At 42.0% G+C, this 16,009-nt stretch carries 16 protein-coding genes; all 16 read right to left on the reverse strand.

Translation table 11 applies throughout. The features are described from left to right. Positions 1-1,503: an NADH-quinone oxidoreductase subunit M gene (locus tag QUF99_RS27335; protein ID WP_289374287.1), complete on the reverse strand. Its 1,503-nt coding sequence runs from the start codon at positions 1,501-1,503 to the stop codon at positions 1-3. Then, positions 1,500-3,365 carry an NADH-quinone oxidoreductase subunit L gene (nuoL, locus tag QUF99_RS27340; protein WP_289374289.1) on the reverse strand — a complete coding sequence of 622 codons (1,866 nt, stop codon included), beginning with the start codon at positions 3,363-3,365 and terminating at the stop codon, positions 1,500-1,502. The genes QUF99_RS27335 and nuoL overlap by 4 nt, the downstream gene beginning before the upstream one ends. A 29-nt stretch (positions 3,366-3,394) precedes the next feature. Continuing rightward, positions 3,395-3,709: an NADH-quinone oxidoreductase subunit NuoK gene (nuoK, locus tag QUF99_RS27345; RefSeq protein WP_286122837.1), complete on the reverse strand. Its 315-nt coding sequence runs from the start codon at positions 3,707-3,709 to the stop codon at positions 3,395-3,397. Continuing rightward, entirely contained in the window at positions 3,702-4,226 is a 525-nt protein-coding gene (locus QUF99_RS27350) for an NADH-quinone oxidoreductase subunit J (RefSeq protein WP_289374290.1), read from the reverse strand. Before QUF99_RS27350 ends, nuoK begins: the two co-directional genes overlap by 8 nt. Further along, positions 4,223-4,642 carry an NADH-quinone oxidoreductase subunit NuoI gene (gene nuoI, locus QUF99_RS27355; RefSeq protein ID WP_289374292.1) on the reverse strand — a complete coding sequence of 140 codons (420 nt, stop codon included), beginning with the start codon at positions 4,640-4,642 and terminating at the stop codon, positions 4,223-4,225. The genes QUF99_RS27350 and nuoI overlap by 4 nt, the downstream gene beginning before the upstream one ends. Before the next feature lie 24 nt (positions 4,643-4,666). Then, positions 4,667-5,668, reverse strand: a complete 1,002-nt coding sequence (nuoH, locus tag QUF99_RS27360) for an NADH-quinone oxidoreductase subunit NuoH (RefSeq protein WP_289374294.1) — start codon at positions 5,666-5,668, stop codon at positions 4,667-4,669. Then, complete coding sequence (nuoD, locus tag QUF99_RS27365; RefSeq protein WP_289374296.1) at positions 5,668-6,768, reverse strand: NADH-quinone oxidoreductase subunit NuoD; 1,101 nt, start codon at positions 6,766-6,768, stop codon at positions 5,668-5,670. The genes nuoH and nuoD overlap by 1 nt, the downstream gene beginning before the upstream one ends. Positions 6,769-6,773: 5 nt before the next feature. After that, complete coding sequence (locus QUF99_RS27370; RefSeq protein ID WP_289374298.1) at positions 6,774-8,018, reverse strand: NADH-quinone oxidoreductase subunit C; 1,245 nt, start codon at positions 8,016-8,018, stop codon at positions 6,774-6,776. Then, positions 8,015-8,533: an NADH-quinone oxidoreductase subunit NuoB gene (nuoB, locus tag QUF99_RS27375; RefSeq protein WP_286122843.1), complete on the reverse strand. Its 519-nt coding sequence runs from the start codon at positions 8,531-8,533 to the stop codon at positions 8,015-8,017. The genes QUF99_RS27370 and nuoB overlap by 4 nt, the downstream gene beginning before the upstream one ends. Then, positions 8,524-8,892, reverse strand: a complete 369-nt coding sequence (locus QUF99_RS27380; protein ID WP_289374299.1) for an NADH-quinone oxidoreductase subunit A — start codon at positions 8,890-8,892, stop codon at positions 8,524-8,526. Before QUF99_RS27380 ends, nuoB begins: the two co-directional genes overlap by 10 nt. Positions 8,893-9,357: 465 nt before the next feature. Then, positions 9,358-10,008: a DUF975 family protein gene (locus QUF99_RS27385; RefSeq protein WP_289374300.1), complete on the reverse strand. Its 651-nt coding sequence runs from the start codon at positions 10,006-10,008 to the stop codon at positions 9,358-9,360. Between the two features lie 161 nt (positions 10,009-10,169). Next, entirely contained in the window at positions 10,170-10,967 is a 798-nt protein-coding gene (locus QUF99_RS27390) for a DUF975 family protein (protein ID WP_289374301.1), read from the reverse strand. A gap of 183 nt (positions 10,968-11,150) precedes the next feature. Next, the gene (gene atpC, locus QUF99_RS27395; RefSeq protein WP_289374302.1) at positions 11,151-11,552 is read right to left on the reverse strand and encodes a F0F1 ATP synthase subunit epsilon; all 402 of its coding nucleotides are present in this window, start codon (positions 11,550-11,552) and stop codon (positions 11,151-11,153) included. A gap of 20 nt (positions 11,553-11,572) precedes the next feature. Next, a complete protein-coding gene (atpD, locus tag QUF99_RS27400; protein ID WP_289374303.1) occupies positions 11,573-12,982 on the reverse strand; it encodes a F0F1 ATP synthase subunit beta in 1,410 nt (469 codons plus the stop codon). Between the two features lie 357 nt (positions 12,983-13,339). Continuing rightward, on the reverse strand, positions 13,340-14,200 hold the full coding sequence (gene atpG, locus QUF99_RS27405; protein WP_289374304.1) for a F0F1 ATP synthase subunit gamma: 861 nt from the start codon (positions 14,198-14,200) through the stop codon (positions 13,340-13,342). A gap of 290 nt (positions 14,201-14,490) precedes the next feature. Continuing rightward, the gene (atpA, locus tag QUF99_RS27410) at positions 14,491-15,999 is read right to left on the reverse strand and encodes a F0F1 ATP synthase subunit alpha (RefSeq protein WP_289374306.1); all 1,509 of its coding nucleotides are present in this window, start codon (positions 15,997-15,999) and stop codon (positions 14,491-14,493) included. Between the last annotated feature and the right edge of the window lie 10 nt (positions 16,000-16,009).

Raw genomic sequence — 16,009 nt, forward strand, 5'->3', positions numbered from 1 at the left:
CTATCTACCTCCCAGCATTTTTACGGTGTCTTGCAGCGGCATTCCCAGCATTTCCGGTATAACACCTATCACGATAATACAAGCGAGAAGCAAAACAATCGGAACGTATTCCCAGCCATGCACATCCCGCTTCGGCTCCGAGTCCCCTTTTCCGAATGTAACTTGCAAGGTAGCCCGAAGGACATATACCGCTGTTAAAATAATGCCAAGTGCTCCAATCGCAGCGATGATCGGCTTTGTTTGGAATAATCCAAGGAATGCGAGAAATTCGCTGACAAATCCGGACATGCCCGGGAGGCCGAGCGAAGCCATGCTTCCGGCTAATAGAAAACCGCTCAGCACTGGTACTTGTTTTGCCAAGCCACCCAGCTTGGTTATATCAGAAGTCCCAAAGCGCTCCTCAATCATGCCGAGCAAGAAGAACAGTAAAGCAGCAATTAAACCGTGGGACACCAATTGAAATAACGCGCCTTTCATACCTGCTGCATTGAGTGCAGCCAATCCCATTAAGACAATTCCCATATGAGAAATACTAGAGTAGGCTAACACTTTTCGGAAATCCGTTTGAACCAGTGCCAAAAACGCACCATACAGCAAATTGACCACACCTAAAATGGCAAACACTATCGCAAAGTCGTTAAACTGTTCTGGAAATAACTCTTTCCCAAACCTGACAATCCCATATGCTCCAATCTTCAGTAGAACACCTGCATGTAGCATAACTGCCGCAGGATGGGCTTGTACGTGCACATTCACCATCCAGCGATGCAACGGAAATACCGGCAGCTTAATTGCAAATGCAATCATAAGAGAAAGGAATAAACCAAGCTGCAAGGAATCTGAAATCATGCCACTAGGTGTCGTTTCAGCTCCTGTCAAAATCTCTTTTAGCTCTGTAATATTCGTTGTACCCGTTTTCGCAAAGAGGATAGAAAAGGCAATCAGTAAAATAGCAGAGCCAATGCCGTTATAGATTAAATAGCTATACGCTGCTTTTTCGCTATTCAATTTCCCCCACTTTCCAATTAGTAAAAACATCGGTGGCAATGTAATTTCAAAGAAAACGAAGAACAAGAGTAAGTTTTCTGCGGCAAAGACACCTAGCATACCAATCTCAAGTATTAGTAGCAGCATATAAAATCCTTTTACATGTTTCTGAATTGAAAACGCCTTTATCGCAGCAAATGTTGCCAAAAGCGCCGTTAAGAACATCAGCACAAGCGAAAAACCATCGATGCCAAGCTCATAATAAATGGAAAAAAATTCTTTATCCACATCTGGAAAACGCCCAAATTGAATCCATTTTACCTTTTCCGCAAACATCGTTAAGCTCTTTCCGGAAGCATATGTACTGGCCAGAACAATAGCGATGCCGAGCGGAAACAACGTTCCAAATAGGCCGAGAACCCGCGCTGCTCTTACTTCTTTACTAGGTGTTAACGCGAGCATGAGAATACCAAGAAGCGGTGAAAAAATGAAGAACGATAATAAGAATGCATTCATTGCCAATACCCCCCTGTAAATAACAGAATGACAACTAATGCCGCTAAAGAAACAGCAGTCACTGTTCCATACATTTGTACCTTCCCATTTTGTAATTTGGAACCACCGCTACTAGTACCTCGTACTATACTACCAATCAACAGTGCGATTCCTTCAACGATATATGTTTCAAAAAAACGAAGTACAATCGCAATTCCTTTTACGAGCGGGAGTACTGCAGTGCTATAGATTTCATCTATATAATATTTCTCCTTCAATATGCTGTACGTCATTGTTTCTTTTCCGCCAGCCCAGTCCTTGGAAATAGAACGTTTTCCATACATGAGGTACGCCAAGAAAATACCTGCTAGTGAAATAAGCGTCGCAACAACCATAATCCAGATAGGACCATGACTTTTCTCGACTTGAAACTGGACATCTTTTGTAAGCCAATCCCCAAGGAAGGTTCCGAACCACGGTGTATTGATGTAACCTGCTAACACGGCGAGGACACCGAGGACAATCATCGGAAACGTCATCACGCGCGGAGATTCGTGCACATTCTTTTGCTCTGCAGGAGCCTCTCCTGTAAAAACAAGAAAGTATAAACGGAACATGTAGAACGCTGTAAAGAAAGCCGCGATGATCGCAAGGACGAATAAACCGTAATTGCCGTGCATCCACGCTGCCGCTAAAATTTCATCTTTGCTAAAGAATCCTGAGAAGAGTGGGACTCCGCTAATGGCCAGCGTACCGATCAAGAAGAGCGTACCGGTTACTTTCATTTTCTTATGCAATCCGCCCATTTCTTTAATATTTTGCGTATGCACCGCATGAATGACGCTTCCTGCCGCTAAGAAAAGTAATGCTTTAAAGAAAGCGTGCGTCGTTAAATGAAAGACACCTGCAACGTATCCAGACGAACCAAGAGCGAGCATCATATAGCCAAGCTGACTAACTGTTGAATACGCAAGGACTCGTTTAATATCCGTCTGCACAAGCCCAATGGACGCTGCAAAAATCGCGGTAAAGGCGCCAATGACAGCGACGGTTTGCATCGCTACAGCACTTGCGGAGAAAAGCGGGAACATCGTTGCTACTAAATACACCCCAGCCGCTACCATCGTCGCTGCATGAATAAGTGCCGATACGGGCGTTGGTCCTTCCATTGCATCCGGCAACCACGTATGCAGCGGAAACTGACCGGATTTCCCCATCGCACCGACAAAGATTAAAATTGCAGTGAGCGTAATCATTGCAGGCGCTATTTCTCCAGATTGAACTGCCTTAAAGATTGCATCATACTCAAAACTACCAGTTTGCCAAAAGAGTAAGATTATCCCGATAAATAAGCCCACATCTCCAATGCGAGTCATAATAAACGCTTTTTTCGCAGCGGCTTTCGCTTCTTCTTTAAAAAAGTAAAAGCCGATGAGTAAGAACGAGCCAAGTCCAACTAGCTCCCAAAATACATACAGCTGTAATAAGTTTGTGGAGATGACAAGCCCTAGCATCGCAAAGGTAAATAGCCCTAAGTATGCATAGAAAACAGGAAGCCTTTCCTCATTATGCATATATCCTTTCGAATACACATGTACGAGTAAACTGACAAGTGTAACGATAAAGAGCATTAAGGCATTTAGTGCGTTAATCTCAAAACCAAACGAAATATCTACATCACTAATCTGTAGCCATACCCATTGCTGTTTGACCGTTCCTGATGAGAATCGTTCTATTAATACAAGTACCGCACCCACAAAGGAAAGAAATGCAAGGAGGATGCCGAGTAAACAGCTTCCTTCTCTCAGTTTCTTCCCGAACATAATGAGCAAAAGAAATGAGGCAAGCGGGAAAAGCGGTATGAGCCATGCGTAATTGATCATTGTTTCCTTCCCCCTTTTCGGTCACAATGTTAATGCTTTAGTGAATCCATTTCATCTACATTCACCGTTGCACGGTTGCGATATAACGCAATTAAAATCGCAAGTCCCACCGCCGCTTCCGCCGCCGCAACAGACATCGTAAACAGTGAAAAAATTTGTCCCGTTAAGTTTGGAAAAAAGCCTAATTTACTAAAAGCAATTAAATTTAAATTCGCTGCGTTTAACATTAGTTCAATACACACTAATACAATAACCGTATTACGCTTTGTTAAAGCTCCGAATAAACCAATGCAAAACAGGATAATCGCAAGGGTTAAGTACGCGGAAGCTGGGACGCTACTCATGGGAATCTTCCTCCTTCTCATCCTTCTTCGCAAGTACAATTGCTCCAATAAGTGCAACAAGTAAAATAACCGATGTTAATTCAAATGGGATAATATATTTTGAGTACAGCAATGTTCCAATTTGAAGTGTATTTTCCTCATGAAGCGCTAACCCACCCTGCGTACTGCGGTCTGTAAACTCAATATTATTAACAGCAAAGTACATCACCGCACCAAATGCTACAACCGCAAGAAATACGACCAATTTTCGGAGATTAAAGCCCCCTTCACTTTCGGCGTTATGCTTCGTTAACATAATGCCGAAAATCATAATAATCGTAATGGCCCCGGAATAAATCAAAATTTGCGCAACCCCTACAAACTCTGCCGATAACAAAAAGTACAATCCTGCAATACTAAGAAACGTAAACACAAGGGCGAGCATCATATGCATCACTTTCGTTAAGTTCAACATAAGAACACCGCCTATAATCGCCGTTAAGGACAATGCTAAAAACGCTACCAACTCGCCACTCATGCTTTATTCTCCCTTCTGACATTCTCATCATTTTCATCGAGCCACTGTAAATTTTTAAACAAATCATCTCGCGTATACTCAGCAAGCTCGAAGTTATTTGTCATGACGATCGCTTCTGTTGGACAAACCTCGGTGCACAAATCGCAAAGAATACAAATTTCAAAGTTAATATCATACGTATCTATGATTTTCCCTTTTTTCGTAGGGTCTGGATGCTTCTTCCCGGTTAATTGAATGCAATCAGTTGGACAAATATTTGCACATTGGTTACAAACGATACATTTTTCCGGATAAAATTTTTGAATGCCGCGGAAGCGATCTGGTAGTGGCAATGGTTGATTCGGATAATCGTACGTTACCTTTTTCTTACTTAGGTTGCTAAGCGTATACTTTAGACCTTTAAATAATCCCTTCATGTCTTACTGGCACCCCCTTTTAGATTAGAAGAACAACTCCTTAATCAATGCCGTTAAGAAAATGTTTGCAAGCGCGATTGGCAATAGTACCTTCCAGCCAAACTCCATCAATTGGTCGCCTCGCATACGCGGGAACGTCACGCGAAACCAAATTAATAGAAAAACAACGCAGCTGAACTTTAATGCAAACCAAACGGCACCGGGAATAAAGCCAAGGAACAGAATCGGCTGCCACCCTCCTAAAAACAACACCGTTATAAGCGACGCCATTCCAAAGAAGTACACGTATTCAGAAAGCATAAAGAACGCCCAGCGGAAACCCGAGTATTCTGTATGGTAGCCAGAGACAAGCTCCGATTCTGCTTCCGGCAAATCAAACGGCGTCCGGTTTAACTCCGCTACAGCAGCAATTAAGAAAATGACAAACCCAACTGGCTGCACAAAGATGTACCAAATCTTCTCTTGAGACTGTACAATTTCATTTAAGTTCAGACTACCCGCTAACAAAACGACACCAATTACGCTCATCACGAGCGGAATCTCGTAAGAAATCATCTGCGCCGCGGCACGCATTCCGCCTAATAACGAATATTTATTGTTTGATGCCCAGCCCCCAGTCACAACACCAATCGTTGTAATACCTGAAATGGCAATATAATAAAGAAGTCCCACTCCAATATCAGCAAACTGAAACTTATCCGTAAACGGAATCACTGCGAGCACCATAAAGGCCGGTGCAAATGCGATGACAGGTGCTAATATAAACAGCGGCTTATCCGCAGCCTTCGGAATGCTATCCTCTTTTAATAACAGCTTTAACACGTCAGCTACGGTTTGCAGTAAACCAAATCGTCCACCAACCTGGTTCGGACCAATCCGGCCTTGCATAAATCCCATCACTTTCCGCTCTGCTAAAATCCCGTATGTAACAAAACCAAGAACAGCAAACAGGAGCAAGACTGCTAATCCAAAAAAGATAAGAAAGTTCGTCCAACCTGTCGGTGACTCTAAGAGGTGCTGTATCATCACCCATCAACCTCCCCAAGTACAATATCAACGCCACCTAAAATCGTAATTAAGTTCGCGATATTTTCGCCTTTCAAAAGCTTCGGTAAAATCTGCAAGTTGTAAAAAGACGGTCTGCGGAATTTCAAACGATACGGCTCTTTCTTCCCTTCACTGGCAATATAGCAACCGATTTCTCCGCGTGGTGACTCAATGCGGACAAAGACCTCGCCCTTTGGCGCCTTAATAATTTTCGGCACCTTTGCCATCGTCGGTCCGTCTACGGGAAACTGCTGGGCAGCCTGTTCGATAATTTTCAGGGATTCCTCAATTTCCTCCATGCGGCAAACGTAACGATCCCAAGCATCTCCTTCTTTGCCAACCGGAATATCAAAATCAAAACGATCATAAATGGAATACGGTTCATCCTTGCGAAGATCCCACTTTACACCCGTACAGCGTAAATTCGCTCCGCTCAGCGAATAAGAAAGGGCATCTTTCGCGCTATACGCTCCCACACCTTTCACACGATGTAAGAAGATTTCATTCCCGCTCACAAGATCGTGATAGCCTTGCAGTTGCTCTCTCATATAAGGGACAAACTCACGGACCTTTTCAATCCAGCCGTCCGGTGCATCCCATTTCACGCCGCCCACTCGCATATAGTTAAACGTAAGCCGTGCGCCGCACAATTCATTTAGCAGGTTAATAATCATCTCCCGTTCCCGGAATGCATATAGAAACGGGCTAACAGCCCCGATATCAAGCAAGTTTGTTCCCCACCAAACAAGATGACTTGCAACGCGGCCAAGTTCCATCGCTAGAACCCGCAAATATTCCGCACGCTCTGGAATCTCAAGACCCATCATCGTCTCGACTGCATGACAGATGACATAGTTATTAGTCATCGCTGATAAATAGTCCATTCGGTCTGTATACGGGATAATTTGCGTATACTGCAAACTCTCTGCAATCTTCTCCGTTCCCCGGTGTAAATAACCAATGACAGGTGTAGCTTCCTTAATGATTTCTCCATCGATTTTAATAACAAGCCGAAATACACCGTGCGTACTCGGGTGCTGCGGTCCTACATTTAACAACATTTCTTCTGTACGAATCATATTTGCTACACCTCCACATCCAATGGCTCGTAATCTTTCCGAAGCGGATAACCAACCCAATCTTCTGGCATTAAAATACGCGTTAAATCTGGATGTCCTTCAAATACAACACCAAGCAAATCGTACGCTTCACGCTCCGGCCAATTGGCTCCGTTCCATAGCGATGCAATCGACGGTACTTTCGGCGTTTCACGATCCAGCTTCACCTTCACTGCTACAGACTGCCTCTTTCCATATGAAAACAAATGAACATACACTTCCATATGTGTTACAAAATCCGTCGCATGAAGCTCCGACATATAATCAAAAGCCAGTCCTTCATGATTTCGCAATAATTCCATTACCTCATAATAATGTTCCAGCTTGATGACAAGCGTTGGCACATCCTTTGAAAGGTTATTAATATAGTAATCTGCTAGCGAATGTTCGCCCGTTTTCTCCTTTACAATCTTCAGGTACGCATCTAAATAGGGCTGGTTCGGTGATGGCTCTTCTACTTTTGGTTCTTCCTCCTTCTTTACCCCGGCCCCTCTTGCCTTTGCTGCAGCTGCAGCTTTCGCTTTTGCCGCTGCGATTGCCTTTGCTTTTTCTTCATCCGATACTATTCCGCCTTCTGTTACCTTCTGCTTCGCTAGCGCAGCTGCCTTTGCCTTTGCTGCTGCCACGGCTTTCGCTTTTGCCTTTGCTTCATCCGATACCGCTCCACCTTCTGTCGCCTTCTGCTTCGCTAGCGCAGCTGCCTTTGCCTTCGCTGCTGCCACGGCTTTCGCTTTTGCCTTTGCTTTTTCTTCATCCGATACTGCTACGCCTTCTGTCGCCTTCTGCTTCGCTAGTGCAGCTGCCTTTGCCTTTGCTGCTGCCACGGCTTTCGCTTTTGCCTTTGCTTTTTCTTCATCCGATACTGCTACGCCTTCTGTCGCCTTCTGCTTCGCTAACGCAGCTGCCTTTGCCTTTGCTGCTGCCGCGGCTTTTGCTTTCGCCTTTTCCTCATCAGAAGCTGCGCCACGATTTATTTCCTTTTGTGCCGCTAGTTCTTTCGCTCTTGCCTTCGCTTCCTCTGCAGCACGGCGTTTTGCTTCTTCTATATTTACCTCGTTATCTTTTGGTAGCGCTTTCTCTTTTTCTTCTTGTACATCACTTTTAGATATTTCTACTTCGTGCTCTGCCGCGAGTCGCTTCCGCGCTTCTTCCTTCGCATGTCTTGCAGCCTCTTTTTTCATATTCTCTATATCTTTATTTGGATCGCTCATCTATTCGTCACCTGCTTTCCAGTCTTTGCTTCGTAACGAATCTTCTCTTTTAATTTATTAATCCCGTAAATTAAAGCAGCTGGGTTCGGGGGACAACCTGGAATGTATACGTCTACCGGTACAATTTGGTCCACTCCTTTAACAACAGCATAGGAGTTCACATACGGGCCACCAGCTGTCGCACAAGATCCCATCGCAATTACCCATTTCGGTTCCGGCATTTGATCGTATAAACGACGAACAATCGGTGCCATTTTCTTCGTTACTGTCCCAGAAACAATCATGACATCGGATTGTCTCGGTGATGTGCGAAAGAATGACCCAAATCGGTCTAAATCATAATGCGATGAGCCAACTCCCATCATTTCAATAGCGCAGCATGCGAGTCCAAATGTCATTGGCCATAAAGAATTGCTACGCGCCCATCCCTTTACCTGTTCCAGTGTTGTAAAAAAGATATTTCTCTCGAGTTCCGCACGCTCCCCTGGGTGTAAATCTTCAAAATTTATAGCCATTGTAACACCTTCTTCTTCCAAGCATATGCCAGACCAACAAGCAGCATAATAACAAAGATCAACATTTCAACAAGCGCGAACAGACCAAGCTTGTCATATGCGACAGCCCACGGATATAAAAATACGGTTTCCACATCAAAAATGACAAACAGCAATGCAAAAATGTAGTAACGAGCATGAAAACGAACATTTGCATCATGATATGGTTCAATTCCGCTTTCGTACGTCGTTTCTTTTGCTGCACTCGGTTTATATGGGCGCAACAGTTTTCCTAATGTAAGAGCTACTACCGGCAGTAATATACCCACTAGTAGAAAGATGCCAACAATCATATAACTATTTTCATATACATTTGCCACTGTGAAACCCTCCCCCCTTAATAAGAACAAGTTCACTTAGTAAACAATATGATTCACTTGCATCATTTATTATTTTTAAATTTTTCTAAATAATGCAATTATTTTTATTATACCAAACTTCAAATTCTTATGTCGATATATTGGGAAAAAGAAACAGTAAGTAAATAAAGTGAAACTTTGATCAAACCGGGATCAATACCCTTCATTTTTTTACTATTTTCTCTAAACGTGTAAAATAAAGTGAAACTTTGATCAGTGGGGGTTTTCTTCATCCCCACTGATCATTAGTTGAACGAATCGGGCTTTTACGGGCAGTTTATCCCCCACCTAACTTCTTTTCTCCTTGCAGAACTTTGAGGTGGAGGTATTACTGCCCGTTAATGCGGGATAAATTATAGAAGCAACACGAGCTTCTCAAAAAAACAACAAGCATGAACAATTAATGTCCATGCTTGTTATTATCATTTAAAAAGAAGTGTCTTCTTTTTTATAATCCTTTAAAATTTCCTCATAAAATTCAGCCGTAGTCGTATAGAAGTATGGCGCTAACCATAAAAAGCCGATTCCTAACGTGATAACACTTAGCAAGAACCAACCGATAAAACTTAAACATAATAGGAAATAATCCATTTTATGTCCATCCATCATGCGACGACTTTCCGTAATGGCTTGATTCATCGAATACTCTGGATGATCATTTAAAATAAAGTAAGTCATGGAATAAGAAAATGATTTAATAATCCCTGGAATAATAAGCAATAGTGTCCATAGGAAAAGGTACACCATAATCAATAAATATGTTAAAAACGACTTTATAAATTTGTTTCCATCTTGGAACCATCTAAATATATGGCCAATGCGAACTTCATGTCTGCGAGCTGCATTCAATGCAAGATAATACGCGCCCAAAGTTAATGGGCCAATAATAAGCATTGATACAATCTCAACAGTTAGTGATTCCTTCGCTTCCTTAAGACTCCAAACTGCTGCAAAACTAAATGTAACAGCTGCCTGACCAACGAAAACAAGAATGGCAATCAGCAAGGTAGCTCCTACAGCTAACAACCATTTCCCTTTCAACGCATCAAGCGCTTGCCTCTTTAATGTACTAATCATATAACCCTCCTCATAAGACTCCGATGGTGGAACACTCTCTATCAATAAAAATTGAACCCACACACCTTATATTAATTATATAATTATAACATTTTACAGATACATTGTCTTATACTCAAAAAAACAAAGTGTACGTGTACACTTTGTTTTCCTTCTTATCCTTACCACTCTTCATCTTTTGATACATGTCGATAAAAGTGCGCGGTTGTAGTATACATATATGGTACAACCCATAAAAATCCGATGCCTAAAGTAAATATCGCTAACACACACCATCCGATAAAGCTAAGCCATAAAAGAAACAAATCCATTTTATGTCCTTTCATCATGGTTTTACTTTCTTTCATTGCTTGTAAAACTGGATACTCTGGATGATCGATTAACACAAAAAATGTCATCGCGTAGGAAAAAGACGCAATAATTATATAAATAATTGTAATAAATAATAAAACAGGGTATGCAATTGAGAATGCCGTATAGCCATCCGATCCAGAGAATGCAAATATAATCATAAATATAACCGTCACTAGGAAAGGAAGCCATACTCCTGAATAGAGAAGAATTAAAACCATCGCTTTCATAGTATTCATCATTCTTTTAAAACCGCGAAATCCTTCAAATACAGAATCTATTACAACCTCACTTCTTCTACTTAACTGTAAAACAGTATTACTATACCCATAATATGTAATACCTTGTGAGGCAAACACAGTCACTATAAAAACAACATAAAACAATAATAAAATAATAAGAGCACCAATTGAAAAGGCTTCCTCAGAAAATATGTCTGCAAATCCACCCATTGCTAAAACTAAAAGTACACAAGGTATTAAAAAAATAAAAAACAGTACGAACATAACAGCATACGTCAAAATATAATATAAGAGTGTTGCACCAACACCCAGCCCCCACCTTCCTTTTAAAGATTCTAATGCTTCCCGTTTCATTTCACCAATCAATTTCCTCTTCTCCTTTATGAATAGAATTTGTATGATTACTATATTCATAACAATTTATGAATTTATCAAATACAATTATAACATTTCGGATCGTTTTTTTGGAAAATATAAGATTTTATGTACATAATTACTAAAAAATAAAATAAAAAAAATCCGTAAAGGAATGGACCTTTACGGATTTTCTTATTTCATATCAGAAACATTCAAACGGTTTACTGCACGCTGCAGCGCCATTTCTGCACGTTTGAAGTCAACATGTACTTGTTTATCTTGCATACGTTGCTCAGCACGGCGCTTCGCTTCATTTGCACGATGAATATCGATATGGTTTGCTTCTTCAGCAGATGATGCCAATACTGTTACTTTATCTGGACGAACTTCGATAAAGCCACCGCTTACTGCAACATAATCAGTGTGACCGCCATTTTTCAAACGAACCGCACTAATTTTCAGCGGTGCAACAGTTGGAATGTGACCTGGTAAGATCCCCATTTCCCCACCTTCTGCTTTCACGCTTACCATTTCTACTTCTTTTTCGTAAACCGGTCCATCAGGAGTTACAATACTGACTGGAAATGTCTTCATAACGCGTCCCTCCTAAGGCCTTACGCCATCATTTTCTTCGCGTTTTCAATAACTTCTTCAATACTACCAACAAGACGGAATGCATCTTCTGGAAGGTCATCATATTTTCCTTCTAGAATTTCTTTGAAACCACGAACTGTGTCTTTTACAGGTACGTAAGATCCCTTTTGACCTGTAAATTGCTCTGCCACGTGGAAGTTTTGTGATAGGAAGAATTGAATGCGACGAGCACGTTGTACAATTAACTTATCTTCTTCAGAGATCTCATCCATACCTAAGATAGCGATGATATCTTGAAGCTCTTTGTAACGTTGCAACGTTTGTTGTACTTGACGAGCTACTTCATAATGCTCTTCTCCTACGATTTCTGGAGAAAGCGCACGAGATGTCGACGCTAATGGATCTACCGCTGGGTAAATACCCATTTGTGTTAAACGACGCTCTAAGTTTGTTGTTGCATCTAAGTGAGCGAATGTTGTTGCTGGTGCTGGGTCAGTATAGTCATCGGCTGGTACATATACCGCTTGGATAGACGTGATAGACCCTTTATTTGTAGATGTAATACGCTCTTGTAATTGACCCATTTCTGTTGCAAGCGTTGGTTGGTAACCTACCGCAGATGGCATACGACCAAGAAGGGCAGATACTTCAGAGCCAGCTTGTGTGAAACGGAAGATGTTATCGATGAACAATAGTACGTCTTGTCCTTGCTCATCACGGAAATGTTCAGCCATTGTTAAACCTGTTAATGCAACACGTTGACGTGCTCCAGGTGGCTCGTTCATTTGTCCGAATACCATCGCTGTTTTCTTGATTACGCCAGAATCGCTCATTTCGTGGTATAAATCGTTACCCTCACGAGTACGCTCACCTACACCAGCGAATACAGAAATACCACCGTGCTCTTGTGCGATGTTGTTAATTAATTCCTGGATTAATACCGTTTTACCTACACCGGCACCACCGAATAGACCGATTTTACCACCTTTAATGTATGGTGCAAGTAAATCTACTACTTTAATACCAGTTTCAAGAATTTCTACTTTTGTAGATAATTCTTCGAATTGAGGTGCAAGACGGTGAATTGGATCACGGCGTACATCCGCTGGAATCTCACCATCTAAGTCAATCGCATCACCTAATACGTTGAATACACGACCAAGTGTTACATCACCAACTGGAACGGAAATTGCTTTACCAGTATCTTCTACTTCTGTACCACGAACAAGTCCGTCTGTGGAAGACATCGCAACTGTACGAACTGTGTCATCACCTAAGTGAAGTGCAACTTCAAATGTTAGGTTAATACTTGTTCCGTTTTCATTGCGTTGTTGTACCGTAAGGGCATTGTAGATTTCTGGTAGCTTTCCGCCATCAAACTTAACGTCTACAACCGGACCCATGATTTGCGTAACGCGCCCTTTATTCATCGGGTTCCCTCCTAGCTTTCTTTAAATTAGCCAGCTTTCTATGAGAGTCGGCTTTCATTTTTTTATTAGTGTAGCTTTGGCGACTCTTCCGAAAGAGCCGCTTCCGCTTTTTATTGAATCTAGCTCCAGCGGCTAGAATGCTCGGTGGCTTCGCTTCTTCCTACGAGGCAAAGAACGCCTCTACGTCAAAAGCTCCATCCCCCTCTCATTCTGAACAAGCCGCTTCCACTTTTTATTACTATTCTAGCTTTGCCTCCTAGCCCCTTCCGTCTAAGAACCTTCCCCACCAGAAGGTAAAAAGCACCTTCTGCGGGAAAGAACCTTAGCCTTCGAGGCTAAACAGTCGGCTCCGCCTTTTTATTCTAACGCTGCTGCGCCACCAACGATTTCCGTAATTTCTTGCGTAATCGCTGCTTGTCGAGCACGGTTGAATGAAAGTGTAAGTGTATCGATAACTTCCATCGCGTTGTCTGTAGCACTTTTCATTGCTGTCATACGCGCTGCGTGTTCACTTGCTTTACCATCTAGTAATGCACCGTACACTAAGCTTTCTGCGTATTGTGGCAATAATACTTTTAAAATATCTTCTTCTGAAGGTTCAAATTCATATGCTGTCGTCGGTTTATCAGACGTCACTTCCGTAAGCGGTAAAATTTTATTTTCCGTTACTTCTTGTGAAATTTTACTTACAAAATGGTTGTAGTAAATATACAGCTCATCATAAGCACCATCTGCAAACATCGCAATTGCTCGAGAAGCAAGATCTTTAATATCTGTAAATGATGGGTGGTCAGAAAGTCCAACTACTTCATCAATGATGTTAAAGCCACGACGTTTTAAATAATCACGACCTAGTCGTCCAAGCACAATAATTGAATATTGGTTTGAATCCATGTTGTGACGTTCACGAATTACGTTACTCACTGTACGTAAAACGTTACTGTTATAACCACCTGCTAGTCCGCGATCAGATGTAATAACGATGTATCCTGTTCGCTTCACAGGACGCGCTGTTAGCATTGGATGATTGATTCCTTTACTACCTTGCGCGATGCTCGCTACTACTTCTTGAATCTTTTCCATATACGGAACGAAAGATTTAGCATTTTGCTCTGCACGACTTAACTTCGATGCAGATACCATCTCCATCGCTTTCGTAATTTGACTCGTTTTCTTAGTCGAGTTAATTTTCGCTTTTATATCGCGTAAAGATGCCACAGGTTTTCACCACCTTTTTTCCGGAAGTTGGCACGATTAGTAAGAATCCTTTTGGTTCATCTTCCTAATCTACGTTGCAAGATACTCTTGCTCATGATTGAAGGAAAAGAATAGGTGCACCTACTCTTTTCCTCTACATAACCGTCAGCAATCCCTGTAAGAGTTGCCTTTTATATAATCTAGCGGCTAGAATGCTCGGTGGCTTCGCTTCTTCCTGCGAGGCAAAGAACGCCTCTTCGTCTGAAGCTCCATTCCCCCTCACGTTCTAAACGAGCCGCTTCCGCTTTTTATCATTCAGAAGCTACAAAGACTTTTTTGAAGCCATTGATTGCTGCAGCCATTTTTTCGTCATCCGCAAGTTTTGTTGTTGTGCGAATTTCGCTTAATAATTCAGCTGCATTTGAATCTAACCAAGCATGGAATTCTTCTTCAAAACGAGTGATATCTGCTACTGGGATATCATCTAGGAATCCACGTGTTAGAGCGTAAAGAACCATAACTTGTTTCTCTACTCGTAACGGTTTGTGTAATCCTTGTTTTAATACTTCAACTGTACGCGCACCACGGTTTAATTTCGCTTGTGTTGCTTTATCAAGGTCAGAACCGAACTGAGCGAACGCTTCTAATTCACGATAAGATGCAAGGTCAAGACGAAGTGTACCTGATACTTTACTCATCGCTTTAATCTGAGCAGATCCACCAACACGAGATACAGAAGTACCTGCATCGATCGCTGGACGCACACCAGAGAAGAATAAGTCAGATTGTAAGAAGATTTGTCCATCCGTGATAGAGATTACGTTTGTTGGGATGTAAGCTGATACGTCCCCTGCTTGTGTTTCGATGAAAGGTAACGCTGTTAAAGAACCGCCGCCTTTTGCATCACTTAATTTTGCTGCACGCTCTAGTAAGCGAGAATGTAAGTAGAATACATCCCCTGGATATGCTTCACGACCTGGAGGACGACGTAATAGTAATGAAAGCTCACGATAAGCAGCTGCTTGTTTCGATAAGTCATCATATACTACTAATACGTGTTTACCGTTGTACATGAATTCTTCACCCATTGTTACACCAGCATAAGGAGCTAAGTATAATAATGGCGCTGGTTGAGAAGCTGATGCTGTTACAACGATTGTGTACTCTAATGCACCATGCTTACGTAGTGTTTCTACTACGTTACGTACTGTTGATTCTTTTTGTCCAATTGCAACATAGATACAAACCATATCTTCATCTTTTTGATTGATGATTGTATCAAGTGCAACTGCTGTTTTACCAGTTTGACGGTCACCAATGATTAACTCACGTTGACCACGACCAATTGGTACAAGCGCATCGATCGCTTTAATACCTGTTTGAAGTGGCTCATGCACAGATTTACGATCCATTACACCTGGAGCTGGACTTTCAATTGGACGAGTGTTTGTTGTATTGATTGGGCCTAAACCATCTACTGGTTGACCTAATGGGTTTACAACACGGCCGATTAGTTCTTTCCCTACTGGCACTTGCATGATGCGACCTGTACGACGAACTTCATCACCTTCACGAATTTCTGTGTAAGGTCCTAAAATAATGATACCTACGTTGTTTTCTTCTAAGTTTTGTGCTAGTCCCATAACGCCGTTAGCGAACTCTACAAGTTCACCAGCCATAACGTTATCAAGACCATGAGCACGTGCGATACCGTCACCAACTTGGATAACTGTACCAACATCACTAACTTCGATTTCAGACTGATAGTTCTCGATTTGTTGCTTTATCAGTGCGCTAATTTCTTCAGCTCTGATGCTCATGTGCTTCACC

Source organism: Bacillus sp. DX4.1, assembly GCF_030348195.1.
Classification (GTDB): domain Bacteria; phylum Bacillota; class Bacilli; order Bacillales; family Bacillaceae_G; genus Bacillus_A.

What these genes read in the sequence shown, in the direction of transcription:
- QUF99_RS27335 (WP_289374287.1), bottom strand. Translation starts at nt 1,503, where the DNA reads ATGAATGCATTCTTATTATCGTTCTTCATTTTTTCACCGCTTCTTGGT.
- nuoL (WP_289374289.1), bottom strand. Translation starts at nt 3,365, where the DNA reads ATGATCAATTACGCATGGCTCATACCGCTTTTCCCGCTTGCCTCATTT.
- nuoK (WP_286122837.1), bottom strand. Translation starts at nt 3,709, where the DNA reads ATGAGTAGCGTCCCAGCTTCCGCGTACTTAACCCTTGCGATTATCCTG.
- QUF99_RS27350 (WP_289374290.1), bottom strand. Translation starts at nt 4,226, where the DNA reads ATGAGTGGCGAGTTGGTAGCGTTTTTAGCATTGTCCTTAACGGCGATT.
- nuoI (WP_289374292.1), bottom strand. Translation starts at nt 4,642, where the DNA reads ATGAAGGGATTATTTAAAGGTCTAAAGTATACGCTTAGCAACCTAAGT.
- nuoH (WP_289374294.1), bottom strand. Translation starts at nt 5,668, where the DNA reads ATGATACAGCACCTCTTAGAGTCACCGACAGGTTGGACGAACTTTCTT.
- nuoD (WP_289374296.1), bottom strand. Translation starts at nt 6,768, where the DNA reads ATGATTCGTACAGAAGAAATGTTGTTAAATGTAGGACCGCAGCACCCG.
- QUF99_RS27370 (WP_289374298.1), bottom strand. Translation starts at nt 8,018, where the DNA reads ATGAGCGATCCAAATAAAGATATAGAGAATATGAAAAAAGAGGCTGCA.
- nuoB (WP_286122843.1), bottom strand. Translation starts at nt 8,533, where the DNA reads ATGGCTATAAATTTTGAAGATTTACACCCAGGGGAGCGTGCGGAACTC.
- QUF99_RS27385 (WP_289374300.1), bottom strand. Translation starts at nt 10,008, where the DNA reads ATGATTAGTACATTAAAGAGGCAAGCGCTTGATGCGTTGAAAGGGAAA.
- atpC (WP_289374302.1), bottom strand. Translation starts at nt 11,552, where the DNA reads ATGAAGACATTTCCAGTCAGTATTGTAACTCCTGATGGACCGGTTTAC.
- atpD (WP_289374303.1), bottom strand. Translation starts at nt 12,982, where the DNA reads ATGAATAAAGGGCGCGTTACGCAAATCATGGGTCCGGTTGTAGACGTT.
- atpA (WP_289374306.1), bottom strand. Translation starts at nt 15,999, where the DNA reads ATGAGCATCAGAGCTGAAGAAATTAGCGCACTGATAAAGCAACAAATC.